The organism is Pandoraea faecigallinarum, from assembly GCF_001029105.3.
GTDB classification, from domain to species: Bacteria; Pseudomonadota; Gammaproteobacteria; order Burkholderiales; family Burkholderiaceae; genus Pandoraea; species Pandoraea faecigallinarum.
This window is the reverse complement of the sequence record NZ_CP011807.3, coordinates 2474825-2494986: the sequence shown is the minus strand read 5'-3', so window position 1 is coordinate 2494986 and position 20162 is coordinate 2474825. Positions and strand designations below refer to the sequence as shown.

Here is a 20162-nt window from a genome sequence, read left to right as displayed (position 1 = left end):
CGTCGACACATGGTTGCTTTCCTGAGAGCTTCGGAACATCGGGGTACGGGCGCATTGCCCGTGGCGAACGGGCATTGGCATGCGCAATACGACGTGATTGTCGTGGGCTACGGCGCCGCGGGCGCGGTGGCCGCCATCGAGGCGGCGGACGCGGGCGCGCGCGTGCTGCTGGTCGAAAAGATGCCCGACCCCGGCGGCATTTCGATCCTGTCGGCCGGCGGCGTGCGCGTGTGCGACGATGCCGACGCGGCCTTCGCCTATCTGCAACACACCTGCGGCGCCCGTACGCCGGATGACGTGCTGCGCGCGCTGGCCGTCGGCATGACGCAGGTGCCGGACTATCTTCGGGAGATGGCGCGCATCAACGGCGCGGTCGTGCGCGTCGAGGCGGCAAGCGGCAACTACCCGTTCCCCGGCTGCGATGCGTTGGCGTACGCCGATATCGAGGCAATTCCCGGCTTCGGCGACCCCGCGGGCTATCTCGCTGCCCGCCCGTTCCGCCCCGGATGTCTGCTTTTCAAGCTGCTGCTCGATAACGTCGAGGCGCGACGCGCGGCAGGACGCCTCGACGTATGGCTTTCGACGAGCGTCGAGCGTCTGGTGCAGAACGCGCAGCGCGAAGTGCAGGGTGTACGGTTGTGTCGCGCCGGCGAATCGCTGCACGTTCGTGCGCATCGCGCCGTCGTGCTCGCGTGCGGCGGCTTCGAGGCCGACGAGGAGATGAAACGTCAGTTCTTCGTTTCGACGCCGGTATTGCCCGGCAGCTTTCGCGGCAATACGGGTGACGGCGTCCGCATGGCGCAGGCAGCGGGCGCGGCACTGTGGCACATGTGGCATCACCACGGGCCGTACGGCATTCGTCATCCGGACCCGGCATATCCGTTCGGCATCTACGCCAAGATCCTGCCCATGTGGACCCCCGAGCGCGAGACGAAGCCGCTGCCGAAAATGGCGTGGATCATCGTCGATCAGCGCGCTCGCCGCTATGTGAACGAGTATCCGCCGTACATCTCGGATACTGGCGTGCGTCAATTCGATCACTACGACCCGAACACTTATCGGCACGACCGGCTGCCGTCGTTCCTCATATTCGATGAGGCCGGGCGTCGCATGTACCCGATGGGCCGCTCGATCACCAACGATCGCGAGGCCTGGTACGAATGGAGCAGCGACAACCTGAAGGAGGTGGAAAACGGCCTGCTGCAAAAGGCCGACACGCTCGAAGCGCTGGCCGGGAAACTGGGTATCGATGCGCACGAGCTTGTGCGCACCGTGAGCCAGTGGAACGCAGCGTGCGACGCCGGACACGACGACGCCTTCGGCCGTCGCCCCGAGACGATGGCGCCGCTGCGCGAAGGGCCGTTCTACGCCGCCTCGCTGTGGCCCGTCGTCATCAATACACAGGGCGGCCCCGTGCACGATGCCGAACAGCGCGTGCTCGATCCGTTCGGCGAGCCGATTGCCGGCCTCTATGCGGCAGGCGAACTGGGCAGTGTATTCGGTCATATCTACATGGCAGGCGGCAATCTCGCGGAATGCATCGTTGGCGGGCGCATTGCCGGGCGCAACGCCGCCACCGCACAACACGCGACGGCACCGCAGAGCGCCGGCGCGAACAACGCAGGCGACGAAACAGCGGAAGACGCGCGACGCGCCTGACGAAGATTGCGAATCCGGTAACGCCGAAGTGTCGGAGTAAGCCGCGCTTTCCATGCTTGAATTTCGATATTCCTGATAAATGTTCAAATGGTGGAATTATTGTTGCACTAATTTTCTCAGAAAACACCGGGCGGCGTGAGGTGATTTGCAAAGCATCAATCCATATAAAGACTGGCTCTTGCTTGCGTTATAAAGATAACCGATGGCGAATCGAATGAACTGAGAGTTATCCCTGATGAAATTTACGCAAAGTTATTTGTTTCAAATATTGACCATCGCGCCATGCGTGTCTAGACTGGTTTCCATTACGACGACTGCCGGCATAGACCAGGCAGCGCCACAACCAGGAGACGCAAGCGCATGAGCAATCGCTTCCAGGGAAAGGTGGTCCTAGTGACGGGCGGCGCGCGTGGCATCGGCTACGCAACGGCCGAACGGTTCGCGCAGGAGGGTGCGCGCGTGGCGATCTGCGACATTTCCGCAGAGGCTGCGCACAGCGCGGCGCACGCGTTGCTGCACGAGGGCGGGTATGACACCGTGGGCTTCGGCTGCGACGTCACCGACGAGACGCAGGTCGAGACGCTAGTGACACAGGTGATCTCGCAATTCGGCGGCCTCGACGTACTCGTGAACAACGCGGGCGTCACGCGCGACAATCTGTTGTTCAAGATGTCGGTCGACGATTGGGACCGCGTCATGAACGTCCACCTGCGGGGCACTTTCCTGTGCACTCGCGCGGCGCAGCGCCACATGGTCGAGCAGCGCAGCGGCAAGATCGTCAATCTGTCTTCCACCTCCGCACTCGGCAATCGCGGGCAGGCGAATTACTCGTCCGCCAAAGCGGGCCTGCAAGCCTTCACAAGAACGGCCGCCATCGAGTTGGGCCCGTTCAACATCAACGTCAATGCCGTGGCGCCGGGGTTTGTCGACACCGAAATGACGCGCCAGACCGCGCAGCGTCGCGGCATCGATCCCGAAGAATACAAACGCCAGCGAGCCAGGAACATTCCGCTCGGCCGCGTCGGTGTCCCGCGTGACATCGCCAACGTCGTCGCCTTCCTTTGCAGCGAAGACGCATCGTTCGTTTCGGGGCAAATCATCTATGTGAAGGGCGGTCCGGAGACGTTGCGCTAACGCCGGCAGGCGGAAAATCGCATCGTCCCGATTTGCCCTTCCTGGCACTTCTTTGGAGAATTCAATGCACACACGGGCATTGCAGGCATGGCCGCGCACGCTGGCGTGGATCGGTTCGGGTATCGCGCTGTGCGCGAGCCTGTGGACATCGACGGCTGCGCAGGCCATCGGCGGCAAACCCGCAGTCGATCGCGAAACGGTCGTTTTCGCGGTCGGCAAAGACATCAACAATCTCGACGGGCAAGTGGCGGCTACCGGCGATTCGCAGCGCTACGGCTGGCAGCTGTTCGACACGCTCTACGCGTTCGACATCGACGGCAACCTGAAGCCGAGCGTTGCCACCGGCGTGAAAATCTCGCCCGACGGTTTGCAGTACACGTTCACGCTGCGCAACGACGTGAAATTCCACAACGGCGCCAAACTCACGGCAAAGGACGTGAAGTACTCGCTCGAACGGATTCTGGCGCCCGAGACGAAGAGCACGCGGCGGCCGTACTTCACCAATCTCGTCGAGCGCGTGGATGCGCCCAACGACACCACGGCCATCTTCCATCTCAAGCGTCAGGACGGGGCATTCCTGAACAAGATCGCAGGCTATCTGCTGCTCGTACCGAAGGCCTATACGGAGGGGCTGGCATCTCCGGAAGCGTTCGCGCGGGCGCCGGTCGGCTCCGGGCCGTACAAGTTCGTCGAGCAGAAGATCGGACAGTCGGTCGCGCTGGACCGCTTCGACGGTTACTGGGGACCGAAGCCGGGGATCAAACACCTCGTTTTCAAGGTGATTCCGGAGGCGAGCAGCCGCATCAATGCGCTGCTCAATGGCGAGGTCGACGTCATCGACTATGTGCCGAGTGTCGACGTGGCGCGCCTGAAGGGCAATGCCGGCCTGAGCGTGAAGTCGGTGCCGGTCGGCAGCCCGCTCGCCGTACGCCTGTACTCGAACGTGCCGGGCACGCCGCTCTCGAAGCGCGACGTGCGTCTTGCGCTGAATTACGCGCTCGACTCCAAGGCGATCATCAGCCAGGCGCTGCATGGTGTAGGGGCGCAAATGTCGTCATACGTGTCGTCGAGCTATCCGTATGGCGTCGATCGCACGCTCAAGCCGTATCCGTACGATCCGGCGCAGGCGCGCAAGCTGCTGGCACAAGGGGGCTATCCGAACGGCTTCACGACCGATCTGCTGTGCCCGACCGACAACCCGAAGGAGCTATGTGAGGTGATCGCCGCGTACTGGAGCGCCGTGGGGGTGAAGACGAACGTCAAGGTTATCGACTACGCCGCGTGGAGCCGATTGAACAACACGCACAAGGGCGGGCCGATGACGATGATGCAGTTCTCCAACGCCATCTACGACCCGGTGCACCCGATCAGCGGCGCGGCCACGAAAGAGGGGACATGGTCCGATTACTTCAATCCGGAAGTGGAGACGCTGGTCGCGCAGGGCGACGCCGCGACCTCGCGCGAGCAACGCGACGAAATCTTCAAGAAGATCGGCCGCGTGCTGCATGACGACGGCCATGCCGTGCTGATTACGGAGCTGTATTACACCTTCGCGCAAGACGTGAAGCTGAATTGGGAGCCGCAGCACGGCAGCGGGTATTACAACCTGCGCAACCTGAGCTGGAAGTAGGCCGTCTCAGAGAGTGCAACGCACGCGAACCGATGAACAACTCCATCATGAACAGAGATGACGAAAGCGCCTGGGGCGCGGGCCGTACGCCCGCCGCCACGGACGCGACGGCTGCTGCAGCCGCTGCTGCTGCGCGGGCCGATGCGATCGACTGGACGCGCGAGACCTTCGCCAGTGCACTGACCTGGATCGCCAACGCGCATGCAACGCGTGAAGCCGTCGTGCACGGCGAGACCCGCCTGACCTTCGCCCAGCTTGCACAGCGTATTCGTGCGTTTGCGCGCGGCCTGATGTCGCTGGGCGTGGCGCCCGGCGAGAACGTGGCACTGTGGATGTCCGACAGCACCGAGTGGCTCATCGCCCGCTGGGCCGTGCCGCTCGTCGGCGCGGTACTCGTGCCGGTGAACACGCGCTTTCGCGATAGCGACGTGGCATACGTACTCGGGCAATCCGAAGCCACCACGCTGATCGTGCAGGAGCGCGGTGGCGGATCGTCCGCGCGCGGTGTGCGTTACTTCGACATCCTCGCCCAACTCGATCCGGAGTGGACCGCGCAACGGCGCGGCGCGTGGCAGTGCGAGCGCATGCCGGCGTTGCGTCGTGTCATCGGCCTGCCGACCGAGCGGACGTTGCCTGGCGGGATGGAAAACTTCCATGCCATCGAGGCGCATGGGAAGTCGTGCCTGAACGACGGCGCACTGGAGCGCCGCTTCGCTCAGGTGAAGCCCGACGACGTGGCGCAGATTCTTTACACATCGGGCACGACATCGTTTCCCAAGGGGGCGATGGTGCGCCACGGCGCGCTGCTCGCGAACAACCACTACGCGGCTCAATGCCTGCGGCTGACCTCGCAGGACCGTTACCTGTCGTGTGTCCCGCTATTCACTGCCACGGGCACGTTTTACACCCTGGCAATGGCGCTTTCCGGCGCGGCCATGGTCATCGCCGATCAGTTCTCGCCGCAGACCTTCTGCGAGTGCGTCGAGCGTGAGCGCATCACCGTGAGCTTTTTCGTCGACACCATCGTGCAGGATCTCAAAGCGTTTCCCGACATCGGCAAGTACGACCTGTCGAGTCTGCGCACGGGCACCGGCGCGCCATTGCCGACGGCGTCGTTCGAATGGGTCAGCCATACGCTGAACGTGCCGGAACTCGTGAGCGCGTACGGCATGTCGGAGACATCCAACGCTGTCGTGCGCACGCGCTGGGACGATCCCTATGAGAAGCGCGCCCGCACCAACGGGCGCCCGGTGCGCGGCGTCAAGGTGCGCATTACCGATATCGAAACCGGCAAGACCCTGCCGGCCGGCTCGGTCGGGCAGATTTGCGTCTCTGGCTATGTGGTGATGAAGGGCTACTACCGCATGCCCGAGGAGGACCGCAAGGCCATCGACGCCGACGGCTGGCTGCTCACCGGCGATCTGGGCGAACTCGATGACGACGGCTATCTGACGTATCGCGGCCGCGTGAAAGAGATGATCAAACCGGGGGGCTTCAATGTGGCTACGCAGGAAATCGAAGTCTTCCTGAAAACCTACCCGGGCGTGCGTCAGGCGGTCGTGGTCGGTGTCCCGGACGCGCGTCTGGGCGAAGTGGGCTATGCGTACATCGAGCGGCAGGACGGGGCGGACATTTCGCCGTTCGCCTTGCAGCAGTACTGCCGTGAGCACATCGCGAGCTACAAGGTGCCGCGCTACGTCGAGTTCGTCGATGCCTGGCCGCTGACCGGCAGCCAGAAGATCCGCAAGCTGGAACTGCGCGATCGCGCCATACGAAATCTGACCCCGGACGGCGACGCCCCGCCGCATACGGGGGCCGACGCAGGGGCGCACGCATGATCCGCTATCTGACGCGCCGCGTGGCGCAATCGCTGATGACGGTGTTGCTCGTCACCCTCGTGATTTTCCTGATCGTGCGGCTGATCGGCGACCCGACGCACCTGATGCTTCCGCCCGAGGCAACGGAGGCCGACCGCGCGCTGCTGCGCCACCAGATGGGGCTGGACCGCCCGGTCGCGGTGCAGTACGGCAGCTACCTGCTGCATCTGCTGCAAGGGCAGCTCGGCATGTCGTACCGGTTCTCCCGGCCCGCGCTCGACGTCGTGCTGGGCGCCCTCGGACCGACGCTGCTGCTCACGAGTTCGGCGCTCGGACTCGGCATTCTCGTGGGCGTGCCGCTCGGTGCGATTGCCGCCGTGCGCCGTGGCGGCGCCGTCGACCAGTGCGCGAAGCTCTTCGCGGTGCTGGGACAGGCCGCCCCGCCGTTCCTGTTCAGCCTGCTCTTCATCCGCTTGTTCTCGATCCAGTTGTCGTGGTTCCCGACCAATGGCTACGGCACGTTCTGGCATCTGGTGATGCCGGCCGTTGCGCTGGGCTGGTATTCGGCGGCAGGGATCATGCGGCTCACCCGCTCCAGCATGTCCGAAGTGCTGGATACGGAATACATCAAGTTCGCGCGCATCAAGGGCGTGCCCGAGCGCACGATCATCTTCCGGCACGCGCTGCGCAATGCACTGCTGCCGATGATTACCTTCACCGCGTTGCAGTTCGGCATTCTGATGGGCGGGGCAGTGTCGGTCGAATTCATCTTCTCGTGGCCGGGCATCGGTCGCCTGATTCTCGATTCGATCTCCAATCTCGACTACACGGTCGTGCAGGCGGCCGTCACCGTCGGCGCGCTGATTTTCACCTTGCTCAACCTGGCGGTGGATGTGCTCTACGCCTACGTCGACCCGAGGATTCGCTATGCATGAGCTCACCCCTCTCGACTTACAACAGCGCCCGGCGGAACGCAGCGTACCGGCGCCGCCCACGCGCGCGCGCCGGGGAATCTGGCGCGACGTTCAGCTTTGGGTTTGCATGGCGCTCGCGCTGGCACTGATCGCCGTTGCGCTCGCACCGCAGTGGTTCGCGCCCTACGACCCGAACGCGATTTCGCTGAGCGACATTCTCAAGCCGCCGTCTGCCGCCCATTGGTTCGGCACGGATCAGCTGGGACGCGATCTGCTCTCCCGGGTGGTCTGGGGGTCGCGGATTTCGTTGTACGTGGCGTTTTGCGCGGTGCTGATCGCGGGCATCTTCGGCAGCCTGTTCGGTATCGCCGCCGGCTATCTCGGCGGATGGGTCGATGCCGTGGCGATGCGCGTGGCCGATATTCAACTGGCGCTGCCGGCGGTCATTCTTGCGCTGGTACTGGTCGGTGCCATCGGCTTTAGCGTGTTCAATCTCGTGATCGTCCTGAGTCTGGCGAACTGGGCACGTTTCGCACGCGTGACGCGCTCCGAAGCGCTGTCGCTGCGCTCGCGCGACTTCGTGCTGCTCGCGAAGCTCGCCGGAGCGTCGCGCTTTCGCGTGATGTTCGCCCATATCGTGCCGAACGTCGTGAACACGTTCATCGTGCTCGCCACGCTCGACATCGGCACCATCATCATCCTCGAAGCCACGCTGTCGTTCCTCGGTCTGGGTGTTCAGCCGCCCACGCCTTCATGGGGCGCCATGATCGCCGACGGACGGGGATACCTCGAAACCGCGTGGTGGATCTGCGGCATTCCGGGCATGGTGCTGATGGTGACCGTGCTGTTGGCGAACCAGCTTGGGGACGCGCTGCGCGACCGGCTGAGCCCGACGATGTCGAGGGGGTGGTAATGGCAGCGCTTCTCGAAGCCAGGAATCTCACGACGATGCTGCGCGGCAAGCACGGCGTCGTGACGGCGGTGGACAACGTGAGTCTGCGCGTCGAAGCGGGGCGCTCGCTGGCGCTCGTCGGCGAATCGGGTTCCGGCAAGAGCATGACATGCAACACGCTGCTCGGGCTGCTGCCGTCGAACGGCCGTGTCGTGCAAGGCGAAGTGCGCTACAAGGGGCGCGATCTGACACAGCTCTCGCATGCGGAGATGGCCAGAATTCGCGGCCGCGAGATCGGCATGATTCTGCAAGACGCCATGACCTCGCTGAACCCCTTGCTGACCATCGGCGATCAGGTCGCCGAGATCTTCCGCGTGCATCAGGGCATTCGCGACAAGGTCGAACTGCGCCGGCTTTGCGTCGATGCGCTCGAACGTGTGAAGATTCCCGCCGCGCTGGAACGTCTGGACAGCTACCCGTTCCAGTTCAGCGGCGGCATGCGTCAGCGTGTGTCGATCGCCATCAATATCGCCCTCTCGCCGGAGTTGCTCATCTGCGACGAGCCGACGACCGCGCTCGACGTCACCGTGCAATTGCAGATCCTCAAGCTGCTGCGCGAGCTTCAGCAGCAGCGCAACATGGCGCTGATCTTCGTCACCCACGATTTACATCTGGCGTCGCAGTTCTGCGACGACGTCGCCATCATGTATGGCGGACGCATCGTGGAGTCGGGCCCGATCGCCGACGTGTTTGCGCGCCCGGCACACCCATACACGGCCGGTCTGCTGCGCGCCGTGCCATCGCTGGGGCGGTACGAGAAGCGTCTCGAAGCGATTCCGGGACAACAACCGGGACTCACCGAATGGCCGCGAGGTTGCCGGTTCGCGCCGCGCTGCCCGCTCGCGACGCAGCAGTGCGGCGAGACCTATCCCGACTGGTTCGAATGGCAAGGTGGGGCCCGCCGCAGCGCGTGCTGGGAGGCGATGACCCTATGGTCGCAGCCGGCGGCGCCGCGTGCTCACGACCATCAGGGCCGTCGCGACCCTACCGGCGCCCCGGTGGACATCGACGGCGAAGCGCGAGTGCGCAGGGAGGTGGCGTAATGGCCCAACCGTATCTTCGCGTGCGCAATCTGCGCAAGACATACGACGTGCGTCGCGGGCTGCTGGGCCGGGCGCGGCCGTTGCATGCCGTGGCGGGGGTGACGTTCGACGTGGCACCGGGCGCGACTTTCGGCCTGGTAGGCGAGTCCGGCTCCGGCAAGAGCACCATCGCCAAGATGCTGATGTTGGCCGAACCGGCCACGAGCGGCGAGGTAACGGTGGACGGGCAGGATGTCCAGCAGTTGAGCGCGTCGGCCCGCGAGCAGTTTCACCGGATGCTGCAACCCGTGCTGCAAGACCCGTACAGCGCGCTCAATCCTCGCATGCGTATCGGCCGGATCATCGACGAGCCCCTGCGTATTCACCGCACTCTCGACGACTCGGGACGCGCCCGGCGCGTCGCAGAACTCCTTCGGCTCGTCGGCCTGCCGGACGCGGCGGCGCGCAAGTTCCCGCACGAGCTGTCGGGAGGCCAGCGCCAGCGCGTGGCGATCGCACGCGCGCTCAGTCTGAGTCCGCGCTGCATGATTCTCGATGAGCCGGTCTCGGCGCTCGACGTGTCCATTCAGGCACAAATCCTGAATCTGCTCAAGGACTTGCAAGGCACGTTCGATCTTACGTACCTGCTGATCTCGCACGATCTCGCAGTGGTGGCGTACATGAGCCAGCGCATCGGGGTGCTGTATCTCGGCGAGTTCATGGAGGTAGCCGACACCTCGACCCTGATGGGCGGCGCACGTCACCCGTACACGCAGGCGCTGATCGCCTCGGTGGACGCTCGCGGCAGCAGCGAGGGCGGGCAGGCCGTTGCGGGCGAGATTCCGTCGCCGATGAATCCCCCGTCGGGATGCCCATTCCATCCGCGTTGCCCGCATGCGGCAGCACGGTGTCGTGAAGAAAAACCGGTGGCCCGGGAGATTGCGCCGCGCCACTGGGTGACATGTCATTTCGCGGAGACGATTCCCGTTGCGACAGCGAACACCGCTGCGCACGCCATCGGCCCGAAAGCGATAGAAACCGCCAAGACTTCCGCTTCGGAGGCACAGGCGGTCCCCTTTCAGGAGGCAACATGAATTTTGCGGAAACCCCTTCGTTGTCCAGGCAGGGCAACCCCGATGTGCTGGCGGCGCTGGAATCGGTCGTGCAAAGCCGTTTCCCGGCGCGTGAGCGCGAATATCACGACGCGGCGGCCATGCCGTTCGAGAACTTGCAGGATCTGTTCGAACTCGGCCTGCTGACCGCCACCGTGCGCAAGGAGCACGGGGGCCTGGGCAGCAACGTGATGTCGGCGGATCCGGCCACGTTCCTGCAAGCGATGCGACGCGTCGCGCGCGTGTCGCCGGGCACCGCGCACTGCATGCAGGTGCAGAACCATGTGGCGTGGGCGCTCGACGAACTCGGCACGGACGCGCAGCGCGAGCGCTTTGTCAAGCCGATGACGCAGAAGATGAGTGTGTCGTCGTTCGTCGGCAGCGAGGCAGGGCGCAAGCACATGTATGTGCTGAAAACCACTGCGAAGAAGGTCGAAGGCGGCTACATCGTCAACGGCAACAAGAACTATGCGACCAACGGTTACGAGAACGGCGTCGCCATCGTGTTCGCGACCATCGAGGGCGAGACCGAGTACTTCAAGTCCCACTTGATGGTCATCGTCGAGCCGGGCATGGAAGGACTCAGCATCAATCATGACTGGTATCGCCCGACCGGCATGCGCGTGTGCCCGAGCCCGGAAATCTATCTCAACGATGTTTTCATCGACGAACTGCACGTGCTGGGCGAGCCGGGCGTGTACCCGCGCGGGCGCTGGCAGGGACGTTTCCATCTGGGTTTCACGGCGAACTATCTCGGCATGATCGAGGGCGCCTACGAGTGGGTACGTCAGAGCCTTGTCGAGCGCGGCCGTGGCAAGGATCCGTTCGTGCAGCTGCGCATGGGCGAAGCCAAGACGCAACTGCACGGTGCACAGGTCGTGTTCGAGAACGCCATCGACGCCTGGCGTGCGGGCGACGTACAGCGTGCCGAGCTGATCTCCATGCAGGCGAAGTCGATCTGCGCGCATGCCGCGCTGGAGATGTCGCACACGCTCATCATGCTGGCCGGCTCGACAGCGCTGTTCGATGAATTCCCGCTGGCCCGCCTGATTCGGGATCTGAACACGCACATCCTGCACGTGGGGCACGACAAAACTGCGCAGATCGTGGGTGCCGCCGAACTCGGCGAGTCCTTCGATTCGACGTTGCAGCGCTGAGTGCGCAGGTCTGTGCCGGGTTCGCCCTCGTCAACCTAGTCTTCGAGAGTTTCCATGGATTTTCAGCTTACCGAATCGCAGCGCGAATTGATCGATGCGACCGAAAAATTGTGTCGTCAGTTGCTGCCGCTTGCGAAGGAGGCCCACGAGGCCGAAACGAAGGGTGATTTCGCACCGCTGCAACGCCTTCGCCGGCAAATGGCCGAAGCCGGCCTGCTGGCGCTGAACATGCCGCAGGAATACGGCGGCGTCGGCCTGCCGCTACTGGAGACGCTGCTGCTGATCCAGACCATTCAGCGTGTTGACTCCACGCTGGGTGGTCTGGCGCATCGCACGTCGACGGGCGCGATCGGCGCCGTGCTCGAACTCGGCACCGACGCGCAGAAGTCACGCTTCGTGAGCGGGGTGGCGCGCGGCGAAATCGGCGTGTCGATCGGCATTACCGAGCCGGATGCCGGTTCGGCGGCCACTGCGATGAAGACGCGTGCGCGCATCGAGGGTGACGACGTCATCATCAACGGTCAGAAGATCTTCATCAGTGCGGCCAAGGGACATCACTACACCATGCTGTATTGCCGCTTCGGCAACACGGGGCGGGCGAGCGACATCGGCGCGATCATGGTGCCGCATGACGCGCCCGGATTCTCGTGCAGCGGCGGCACGCTGAACATGGCGGGCGAGCGGCAATATGAGCTTTACTTCGACGACTGCCGCGTGCCGAAGGCAAACATTCTCGCCGAGAGCCACGCCTTCGCGAAACTCATCAGCGTGTACAACGTGGAGCGCCTGGGCAGCATTTCACGCATGCTCGGCTCGGCGCAGGCTGCGTTCGAGTTCGCATTGCAGTACGTACAGGAACGCCGCCAGTTCGGGCGCGAACTCGCGGATTTCCAGGGGTTGCAATGGATGCTGGCCGACATGAAGGTCAAGCTCGAAGCGGCGCAGATGCTGACCTACCGGGCGGCCTCGAACACGGCGAGCGGGCTGCCATCGCCGCTCGAGACGTCAGTCGCGAAGGTCTACGTCGCGCAAGCCGCCAAGGAGATTTGCGACGACGCAATCCAGTTGCTCGGCGGCTATGGCTACATGGCGGAGTACCCCGTCGAGCGTCTGTATCGCGAGGTGCGCGGTGGCTCGATCTACGGCGGCACGTTGCAAATCCACAAGAACATGATCGCGGGTCACCTGCTGGGCCGGAAGAATAGCCAGTGGGCGCCCCGATCCGGGGAGTCCGGCGAATGAAGATCTCTGCGCTGGCCGACCGCGATCCGGTCATCGTCGACGTGGTGCGCACGCCGGTTGGGCGTCGCAACGGCGCTCTCAGGCAGTGGCATGCCGCGGCGCTGCTCGCTCAGGTATTGAGCGCGCTGCTCGCGCGCAACGGCGTGCCGGCAGGCGACGTCGACGACGTTGTCGCGGGCTGCGCCACGCAGGTAGGCGAGCAGGCGGGCAACGTCGCACGCACCGCGCTGCTCATGGCGGATTTCCCGGTCACCGTGCCGGGCACGACGGTGCAGCGTGCCTGCGGATCGTCGCAGCAGGCGATCCACTTCGCCGACAACCTGATTCGCAGCGGCACTTGCGACGTGGTGATTGCGTCGGGTGTCGAGTTGATGTCGACGACGCAGGGCGGCAACGACGACACGCGCTACGGACGGCGTTATCCCGAATCGCTGGTCGAGCGTTTCTCGATGCCGTCGATGGGAATTGCCGCCGAACGCATCGCGGCGCACTGGAAGCTCGAACGTCCGTATCTGGACGAACTCGCCCTGCGCAGCCATACCCTCAGCGCGGCAGCGCACGATGCCGGCAGGTTCGCGCGTCAGCTTCTGCCCGTGATGGGTGCCGATGCCCAGGCACTGACCCGCGACGAAGGGGTGCGCCGCGATACCTCGCTGGAGAAACTGGCAACGCTCAAGGCCTCGTTTCGCGAGGACGGCCGGATCACGGCGGGCAATGCAAGCCAGGTCTCGGACGGCGCCGCGGCCGTGTTGATGATGACGGCGGCCAGGGCGCGCGAGTATGGGCTGCGTGCGCGCGCCATATTGCGTTCGCAACTCGTGGTCGGCGTCGATCCGGCGATGATGCTCACCGGACCGATTCCGGCCACGCAGCGGATTCTCGCGCGCAGTGGACTCGCCCTCGAAGATATCGATCTGTTCGAGATCAACGAGGCTTTCGCGTCGGTACTCGGTGCGTGGCTCGCGGAAATCAAACCGGATCTCGCGCGCGTGAACGTGAACGGCGGCTCGATTGCCGTGGGCCATCCGCTCGGATCGACGGGCGCGCGTCTGATGGCCGGCCTCGTCGACGAACTGGAGTTGCGCGGCGGCTTGTACGGGTTGCAGTCGATGTGCTGCGGCGGCGGACTGGGCACGGCGACCATTGTCGAGCGCGTCGAGTGAGCGGCGACGCGTTCGACGGGAATTATTGCGACGCTGGAGTGCGACGCTGGAGGATAACGATGAGCGAGATCGACCGTTCGCTGATTGGCACGAGCGCACCGCCGTTTGTGGTGGAAGTCGAGCGCGGCGCCATTCGCAAATTCGCCGATGCGATCGGCGACGGGAATCCACTGTACCGCGACGCGGCGTTCGCGCGCCGCCACGGTTACGAGGGCATCGTGGCACCGCCCACGTTTCCGACGTGCTTTCGCGCACCGGCAGACCCGCCATGGATTGCGGCGCTCGACCGGCGGCGCATCGTGGCGGGCGAGATGGGGTTTCATTACCACCGGCCCATCGTGGCCGGCATGCGCTTCGAATGCCGGCTCCAACTCGTCGGCGTCGACGAAAAGACCGGCGCACGGGGCGCGATGTCGCTGCTGCGTCAGGTGATGTCGGGGTATCTGTTGGGCGACGACGGTGTGGCGCAGGAATGCGTGTTTACCGTGCGACGCACCACCGTCTATCGATCGGCGCAGCAAGTCGCGTCGAGGAGTCTGGCATGAACGGGATGCATCTTTTGCAGGCGCGGGTGGGCGACACCTTCGCGCTGTCGATACCGGCCGTGACGACCACGCAACTCGTGCGTTATGCGGGCGCGTCGGACGACTACAACCGTATCCATTACGACCACGCCTACGCCCAGGAGGCGGGTCTGGGCGGCGTGATCGCGCACGGCATGCTGACCATGGGATTCATGGGACGCGCGGTATCCGACTGGGCCGGGCCGGCGGCGGCCATCGTCGATATCGAGGCGCGATTCAATGCGCCGGTGCGCCCGGGCGACGTCGTCATGGTGGTCGGCACGGTGGCGGACTGTGCGCCGGGCAGCGACGGGCGCCGGCGTCTGCGCTGCGAAATCGTGGCGCGTGTCGGCGAAAAGACGGTCGCGAGCGGGGCAGCCGTGGTAGCGGCGCCGCGCACGCACTGACGGCATTGCCTGTGGTGCCGCGCCACGCCCGGGCGCGGTGTCACCGGTCGAAACAGTCATGATGTCTTTCGAGGAGGCTTCCGTGAATACGACGTTCGATGCCAGCCATTTTCGTCACGCACTGGGGCGTTTCGCTACTGGTGTGACCATCGTGACGACCACCATGCCCGACGGAACGCCAGTGGGCCTGACGGCGAACTCATTCAATTCGGTGTCGCTCTCGCCGCCGCTGGTGCTGTGGAGCATCAACAAGCGCTCGCGCAGTCTCGAAGTCTTCGAGACGTCGGGACGCTTTGCGATCAACGTGTTATGCGCGGATCAGATGCCGCTCGCCGCGCGTTTCGCGTCGCCCGTGCCGGACCGCTTCGAAGGGGTGGAGTGGCGCGCGGGCCGGGGCGGCATGCCGATTTTCGACGGCTGCGTGGCGTGGTTCGAATGCACGCTGGCGTTCAAATACGAAGGGGGAGACCACTTCATCTTCGTTGGCGAGGTGATGGACCTGCACCATTGCGACCGGGTGCCGCTGCTCTACGCGGGCGGGGCTTACGGCGTGCCCACGCCGCACCCGGACCTTGCGCTGGGGTGATGTGCCGGCGGCGTCGGGCTTGAGTGAGGGGGGGCGATGCGGCGGCACGATGCTCCGACGCCCCGCACCGCCTTATTCCCAGTGCAGCGCTTCGGCTTCAAGTTTCTTCTCGAGGGCGCGCACTTCCTTTTGCAGCAGCTTGGCCATTTCGATGCGCCGGGCGCCGGAGAGCCGGGACTCGATGGCAGCGATACTGATCGCGGCGTACGGCGTGCCCTGGCGCGGCCGGATCGACATGCCGATGGCCGAGACGCCGGGCAGCACATCTTCCTCGTTGATCGCGTAGCCTGCCTGCGTCGAGGCGGCAATCGCCTTTTCCAATCGCGCCTGCGTGAAATTACCGAAGGTGGCGAGGCGCCCGGCGTTGGTCGACATCACGCGTGCGCGTTCGTCGTCCGGCAACGAGATGAGCAGCGCCAGACTGCCGGCACCGACGCCGAGCGGGCGGCGTCCACCGATCTCCAGCGTACGGGTCTGAATGGGGTAGCCACCTTCGAGCAGGTCGATGCAGACGGCGTCCAGGCCGCTGCGCACCATCAGGAAGACGGAGTCGCCCGACTTGTCGGCCAGCGTTTGCAGCGTCGGCTGGCAAAGCTCGCGCAAGCTGAAATGGGGGGAAGCCGCGAGCCCGAGTTCATACACGACATGACCGAGGTGATAGTGCCGGGACTCGGCATTTTGCATCAGCATGCCTTGCGCCACGAGCCCTTTGACAATGCGGTGGGCGGTCGGGCGTTCCAGCCCCAGGGCGTCCGCAATGTCGGACAGGCGCAGGCCTTTCATGCCATGGGCGGCGACCTCGCGCAGCACGGTCACGGCGCGGTGGATACTTTGCGTGCCGAGCGGCGGAGCGTTGCCAACATCTTTTTCCAGCGCGGGAGAGACGCTCGCCTTGGCTTTTGACTTGGGCGCCTTGGGCGCAATTTCGACGCTTTTCGTGGGCACGATGGAAGAGGGCGGAAGAGTGAGCGCAACGGGTCTTGCGATACCGAGATCGTACTATATCCGCCTGCGGGGATGAGACGTGATTGCGGGGCCGATGCGCGCGCTGCCATCGGCGCCCGCATCGGATCCTTTGCCTTTAGCTTTACCTTCACCTTTACCAACGGTGTTGATACGTCGCCGTCAGCGTGATGCCCGGCGCGGGCAAGTGGCTCGTATTGTTGCTGTTTCGAAGCAACTGACTGTAGAGCGGGTAGTAATACCGGTTGAACAGGTTCTGGATGCCGATGGTCGCGATGTCGTTCTTCGTGACTTCGTAGCGGCTGATGACATCGACCGTCGTGTAGCTCGACGTGTCCATCCGGCCAAAGCTGTTCACACCGTTGAGACGGTAGTCGTGCCCCGAGAAGTAGGTGAGCTGAAGCCGGTTGCTCCACTTCGGCGTCGGCTTGAACTGGACGTAGCCCGTTAGCTTGAGCGGCGGTATCCGATAGCCGCTCATGTCCTGACTATTCGCACCTTGCGGCGTTTCGCGGCCTTGCATCCACGTGAACGTCCCGCCGAGTCCCCAGCGTTCGTCGTCCGAAAGATAATCCGCCGCCCCTTCTACGCCGAAGATCTTTTCCGCCGTCCGCGTGAGGATCAGGCCGTTGTTGAAGCTTTGAACGTCACCGAGATCCGACGTCGTGTAGAACACGGCAAGCGAGGTGAGCGTATTGCCGAAGATGCCTCGCCATCCCAACTCGTAGTTGTTCGTCTTGACCGGACGAAGATCGGAAGAATTGATGTCGAAGCCCGGCCGGGCGTTGCGCACCTGCACGCCAATGTCCGGCAAGCTGAAACCCTGGCTGAATGCGGCATAGAATTCGTGGCCCTTGACCGGCGAATACGTCACGCCGATATTGCCCAGTACCGCGCTGTAGTTCACCGTGCCGCCTTTCACACCAACGGGATTGGCGACTTTGGACTGCGACAACGGCACGAAATCGCTGAAGCTTGCCGCCGCGTACTGGTAGCGCAGCCCCCCTTCCGTCGACCAGTGATCGTTGAACTTGTGTTGAAGCTGCGCAAAGCCGCCAAGACTGCGTGTGGTGAGCGGCGGTAGATACGTCGCCTCGCCAACCTTGCGAAATACGCGTCCACCGCTCGCGTCATACAGTTTGGGGTCGAAGATGTCGAGCGGCATGTCGCTTTTTTCCTGCTCGAAGTCCATGCCCCAGACCAGACGCGTCTTTTTCTCCGCGCCAAAGGGTGTCTTGATCGTCAGGCGGCTGCCGAAGACGGTGGAATCCTGCATCGTCTGGTCGACGTTCGCGCCGCGCGTGGCCACGGCACGCGCATCGAAGGGCGTAAAACGGGTGAAGTAATCGCGATAGTAGAACTGCGCCGACACCTGGCTGCCCAGCAGGTTGCGATGCTCGTACTCGAGATTGACGAGCGTATTGCGAATCTGGTTCTGTTCGTCGAGCTCAAGCCCGCCGATACCGCGCGCGGGCACGCTGCCTGCCGGCAGCCGCGCAACCGACGGGTCCGAGGCGTAGATCGTTTCCTGCGACGAGTTGACGTGACTCACTGACAGTTGCACACGCTGGTCCGGCGCGAACCGCAGGCCGAGTTTGCCGCCGATGTTGTAGTTGTTCGAAGAGAACAGGTCGCCCTGGCTCGGCTCCGGGGCGATGCGGTTGCCGCGCGCGTCATAACTGTTTCCGATGCGACGGCCGCCGACATCGAACGCATAGTCGATCATGTCGTGACTGCCGGAGAAATGCTGCTGGATGTCGGCGCTCAGGCCGTCTGCCCGCAATCGCGAGAGCGGGGAACTCAGCGAGACCGTGGTATCCGCCTTGGGTTCGCCACCGGCAGGCCGCGTGGTGATGGAGACGATGCCGCCCGTCGCGCCCCCGCCGTAGATCGAGCTGCTTCCGCGCAAGACTTCGATACGCTCCACCAGCGCGGGATCGACGTTGGCGAGATTGCGCGCGGAATCGCGATTGGTATTGAGCGGCACGCCGTCGAGCAGCACCAGCATGCCCCTGCCGCGAAGCGTTTGGCCGTAGTCCGTTACCGTGCGGCTGGAGTCGGCCATGCCGGGCACGACCTTGGCCAGCACCGTTGCCAGATTGCCCGACGCGGTCTTGAGCTCATCGAGTTCGGCGCGTTCGATGACCGTTACCTGACGCGTGGGGCGGACAAGGTCGCTCGACGTGCGCGACGCCGTCACCTCGACCGGTGCCAGCGCGAGCGAACTTGCGGGGACGCTCACCGACGCCTCGCCCTTCCTGTCTGCCACGGGCACCAGCACGTACCCCGTATTGCCGCTGCGCCGATAACCGATCCCGCTGTTCCGAAGCAGCGCGGACAACGCCGCCTCGGCAGTCATGGTGCCGCGAACGGCCGGCGCCGCCTTGTCGCTCACGAGATCCGGCGAAAAGAAGAGCTGGAGATCGGCCTGACGCCCGAAGAGCACTAATGCATCGGACAGCGATTGCGCCGGCACGTCGACTTCGATCGCCGCGCCCGCCGTGGCCGGGGCACCGCCGTTGGCCGACTGTGCGAAGGCTCGCTGCGGCTGAACGCTCAGCGTTGCGAGTGTGGCGAGAAAAATCACTGACGCGGCCGTCTGCGGGCGGCGCGATCGGGAAAGGCGGGCGTGTGTAGAACCTGTCACGGCGTTGGGTCTCGTTTCGAATTTTGATGGATTCGCCACTCAGTGACGCGGGCGAACTATCAGTAGACGAAACGCCGGGCAAAAACCTGAATCACTTCGAAGAAATTTTTACGCTGCCATCTGCGAGTGTCTCCACCTCGACCGGCAGGAACTTGGGCAATGCAGCGAGCAATGCGTCCGTGTTGTCCGTGCCGAAGACACTCGTGAGCCGAAGTTGCCCGACTGCGTCGTTCGCCACGATGACTGGGGATGTCCGGTACAACGACACTTCTTTCACGACGTCGGCAAGCGCTGCGTTTCGGAAGACCAGTTTGCCGTCGCGCCAGGCCAGCGCCGTCGACAGGTCCACCGCACGAACCGGGGCGACCGTACCGTCCGGACGCACCTGGGTGCCGAGACCTTTCGTGAGCAACGCTGACGTTTCGGCCGAGACCCGGCTCGTTCGCGGGGGGATGGCCTCCACTTTCACGGCGCCCGATTCGACCGCGACGTCGATCGTTTTGGCGACGCGGCGTACGTCGAAGCGTGTGCCGGTCACCGTGATCCTGCCGATGCCTGCCTCTACGACAAATGGACGCGATGCGTCGTGCGTCACGGAAAACATGGCCTCGCCGTCCATGAGCGTCACGTTACGTTGGGTAACGGTAAAGGCCACCTGTATACGGGTACGCGTATTGAGTTCGACGACCGTGCCGTCGGTCAGTGTTACTGTGCGTCGTTCACCCGGACGGGTCGAAATCTCCTGCACTTGGGCGGTCGCCGCGGCGGATGGCGCGCGCTGCGCCAGGTGTTCAGACGTCGGCCCGACGGCCGGCAACATCATCGCGCCAAGCGCAACACCAAGGACGCAGACACACGCGAGCGCCATCCACCGGCCCGTGGCGAGGCGGTTGGCTGCAAGACAGCCAGCGGTTCCACCGGCAGCCGCCGGCGCCGCCAATGCCCGCAGGCGAGCGGATGGAACCGTCGCGGCCGCCTGCCATACACGATCGAGTGCCGAGTATTCCGCTCGGTGCAGGGGATCGGCGGCCAGCCATGCGTCTCGCGCCGCGCGGTCTGCGTCGGAAAACTCGCCGCTATGCGCTCTGGCGAACCACCGCGCGGCATCTTCGCGAATACGTTCAGGCGCTGGCATCGAAAAGGGCAAGGAAAAGGGCACGGAAAGCGGCGGTAAAGCGCACCGGCAAGCGGGCG

17 protein-coding genes are annotated in these 20162 nt (G+C 64.3%); 14 read left to right on the top strand and 3 right to left on the bottom strand.

Annotation, left to right across the window (positions count from 1 at the left end; all coding sequences use genetic code 11):
* Positions 1–9: 9 nt before the first annotated feature.
* From AB870_RS11020 to AB870_RS10955, 14 genes are all read left to right on the top strand, one after another.
* Positions 10–1659 (top strand): FAD-dependent oxidoreductase, encoded by a 1650-nt coding sequence (locus tag AB870_RS11020; protein ID WP_084663568.1) that lies wholly within the window; start codon positions 10–12, stop codon positions 1657–1659.
* 360 nt (positions 1660–2019) lie between these two features.
* Positions 2020–2793: an SDR family NAD(P)-dependent oxidoreductase gene (locus AB870_RS11015; RefSeq protein WP_047908024.1), complete on the top strand. Its 774-nt coding sequence runs from the start codon at positions 2020–2022 to the stop codon at positions 2791–2793.
* A gap of 64 nt (positions 2794–2857) precedes the next feature.
* Positions 2858–4423 carry an ABC transporter substrate-binding protein gene (locus AB870_RS11010; protein ID WP_084663566.1) on the top strand — a complete coding sequence of 522 codons (1566 nt, stop codon included), beginning with the start codon at positions 2858–2860 and terminating at the stop codon, positions 4421–4423.
* 47 nt (positions 4424–4470) lie between these two features.
* Positions 4471–6261 (top strand): AMP-binding protein, encoded by a 1791-nt coding sequence (locus tag AB870_RS11005; protein ID WP_167362695.1) that lies wholly within the window; start codon positions 4471–4473, stop codon positions 6259–6261.
* Complete coding sequence (locus AB870_RS11000) at positions 6258–7175, top strand: ABC transporter permease (RefSeq protein ID WP_047908023.1); 918 nt, start codon at positions 6258–6260, stop codon at positions 7173–7175. The genes AB870_RS11005 and AB870_RS11000 overlap by 4 nt, the downstream gene beginning before the upstream one ends.
* Complete coding sequence (locus AB870_RS10995) at positions 7168–8067, top strand: ABC transporter permease (RefSeq protein ID WP_047908022.1); 900 nt, start codon at positions 7168–7170, stop codon at positions 8065–8067. Before AB870_RS11000 ends, AB870_RS10995 begins: the two co-directional genes overlap by 8 nt.
* The gene (locus AB870_RS10990; protein ID WP_084663564.1) at positions 8067–9149 is read left to right on the top strand and encodes an ABC transporter ATP-binding protein; all 1083 of its coding nucleotides are present in this window, start codon (positions 8067–8069) and stop codon (positions 9147–9149) included. The genes AB870_RS10995 and AB870_RS10990 overlap by 1 nt, the downstream gene beginning before the upstream one ends.
* Positions 9149–10222, top strand: coding sequence for an ABC transporter ATP-binding protein (locus AB870_RS10985; RefSeq protein ID WP_084663562.1), 1074 nt, complete (start codon positions 9149–9151; stop codon positions 10220–10222). Before AB870_RS10990 ends, AB870_RS10985 begins: the two co-directional genes overlap by 1 nt.
* Positions 10219–11397: an acyl-CoA dehydrogenase family protein gene (locus AB870_RS10980; RefSeq protein WP_047908021.1), complete on the top strand. Its 1179-nt coding sequence runs from the start codon at positions 10219–10221 to the stop codon at positions 11395–11397. The genes AB870_RS10985 and AB870_RS10980 overlap by 4 nt, the downstream gene beginning before the upstream one ends.
* A 54-nt stretch (positions 11398–11451) precedes the next feature.
* Positions 11452–12639 (top strand): acyl-CoA dehydrogenase family protein, encoded by a 1188-nt coding sequence (locus AB870_RS10975; RefSeq protein ID WP_047908020.1) that lies wholly within the window; start codon positions 11452–11454, stop codon positions 12637–12639.
* Positions 12636–13802 carry a thiolase family protein gene (locus AB870_RS10970; protein ID WP_047908019.1) on the top strand — a complete coding sequence of 389 codons (1167 nt, stop codon included), beginning with the start codon at positions 12636–12638 and terminating at the stop codon, positions 13800–13802. The genes AB870_RS10975 and AB870_RS10970 overlap by 4 nt, the downstream gene beginning before the upstream one ends.
* Before the next feature lie 59 nt (positions 13803–13861).
* A complete protein-coding gene (locus AB870_RS10965) occupies positions 13862–14347 on the top strand; it encodes an FAS1-like dehydratase domain-containing protein (protein WP_047908018.1) in 486 nt (161 codons plus the stop codon).
* The gene (locus AB870_RS10960) at positions 14344–14772 is read left to right on the top strand and encodes a MaoC/PaaZ C-terminal domain-containing protein (protein ID WP_053059676.1); all 429 of its coding nucleotides are present in this window, start codon (positions 14344–14346) and stop codon (positions 14770–14772) included. The genes AB870_RS10965 and AB870_RS10960 overlap by 4 nt, the downstream gene beginning before the upstream one ends.
* Positions 14773–14854: 82 nt before the next feature.
* On the top strand, positions 14855–15358 hold the full coding sequence (locus tag AB870_RS10955) for a flavin reductase family protein (RefSeq protein WP_237170097.1): 504 nt from the start codon (positions 14855–14857) through the stop codon (positions 15356–15358).
* A 72-nt stretch (positions 15359–15430) separates the two neighbouring features.
* Here the strand turns inward: AB870_RS10955 and AB870_RS10950 are convergent, their stop codons facing one another.
* From AB870_RS10950 to AB870_RS10940, 3 genes are all read right to left on the bottom strand, one after another.
* Positions 15431–16303 carry an IclR family transcriptional regulator gene (locus tag AB870_RS10950; protein ID WP_237170096.1) on the bottom strand — a complete coding sequence of 291 codons (873 nt, stop codon included), beginning with the start codon at positions 16301–16303 and terminating at the stop codon, positions 15431–15433.
* A 154-nt stretch (positions 16304–16457) separates the two neighbouring features.
* Positions 16458–18968, bottom strand: a complete 2511-nt coding sequence (locus AB870_RS10945) for a TonB-dependent receptor (RefSeq protein WP_047908017.1) — start codon at positions 18966–18968, stop codon at positions 16458–16460.
* 91 nt (positions 18969–19059) lie between these two features.
* On the bottom strand, positions 19060–20103 hold the full coding sequence (locus tag AB870_RS10940; protein WP_047908016.1) for a FecR family protein: 1044 nt from the start codon (positions 20101–20103) through the stop codon (positions 19060–19062).
* Positions 20104–20162: the final 59 nt, after the last annotated feature.

Coding starts and splice junctions, on each gene's coding strand:
- AB870_RS11020 (WP_084663568.1), top strand. CDS start 10: ATGGTTGCTTTCCTGAGAGCTTCGGAACATCGGGGTACGGGCGCATTG.
- AB870_RS11015 (WP_047908024.1), top strand. CDS start 2,020: ATGAGCAATCGCTTCCAGGGAAAGGTGGTCCTAGTGACGGGCGGCGCG.
- AB870_RS11010 (WP_084663566.1), top strand. CDS start 2,858: ATGCACACACGGGCATTGCAGGCATGGCCGCGCACGCTGGCGTGGATC.
- AB870_RS11005 (WP_167362695.1), top strand. CDS start 4,471: ATGAACAGAGATGACGAAAGCGCCTGGGGCGCGGGCCGTACGCCCGCC.
- AB870_RS11000 (WP_047908023.1), top strand. CDS start 6,258: ATGATCCGCTATCTGACGCGCCGCGTGGCGCAATCGCTGATGACGGTG.
- AB870_RS10995 (WP_047908022.1), top strand. CDS start 7,168: ATGCATGAGCTCACCCCTCTCGACTTACAACAGCGCCCGGCGGAACGC.
- AB870_RS10990 (WP_084663564.1), top strand. CDS start 8,067: ATGGCAGCGCTTCTCGAAGCCAGGAATCTCACGACGATGCTGCGCGGC.
- AB870_RS10985 (WP_084663562.1), top strand. CDS start 9,149: ATGGCCCAACCGTATCTTCGCGTGCGCAATCTGCGCAAGACATACGAC.
- AB870_RS10980 (WP_047908021.1), top strand. CDS start 10,219: ATGAATTTTGCGGAAACCCCTTCGTTGTCCAGGCAGGGCAACCCCGAT.
- AB870_RS10975 (WP_047908020.1), top strand. CDS start 11,452: ATGGATTTTCAGCTTACCGAATCGCAGCGCGAATTGATCGATGCGACC.
- AB870_RS10970 (WP_047908019.1), top strand. CDS start 12,636: ATGAAGATCTCTGCGCTGGCCGACCGCGATCCGGTCATCGTCGACGTG.
- AB870_RS10965 (WP_047908018.1), top strand. CDS start 13,862: ATGAGCGAGATCGACCGTTCGCTGATTGGCACGAGCGCACCGCCGTTT.
- AB870_RS10960 (WP_053059676.1), top strand. CDS start 14,344: ATGAACGGGATGCATCTTTTGCAGGCGCGGGTGGGCGACACCTTCGCG.
- AB870_RS10940 (WP_047908016.1), bottom strand. CDS start 20,103: ATGCCAGCGCCTGAACGTATTCGCGAAGATGCCGCGCGGTGGTTCGCC.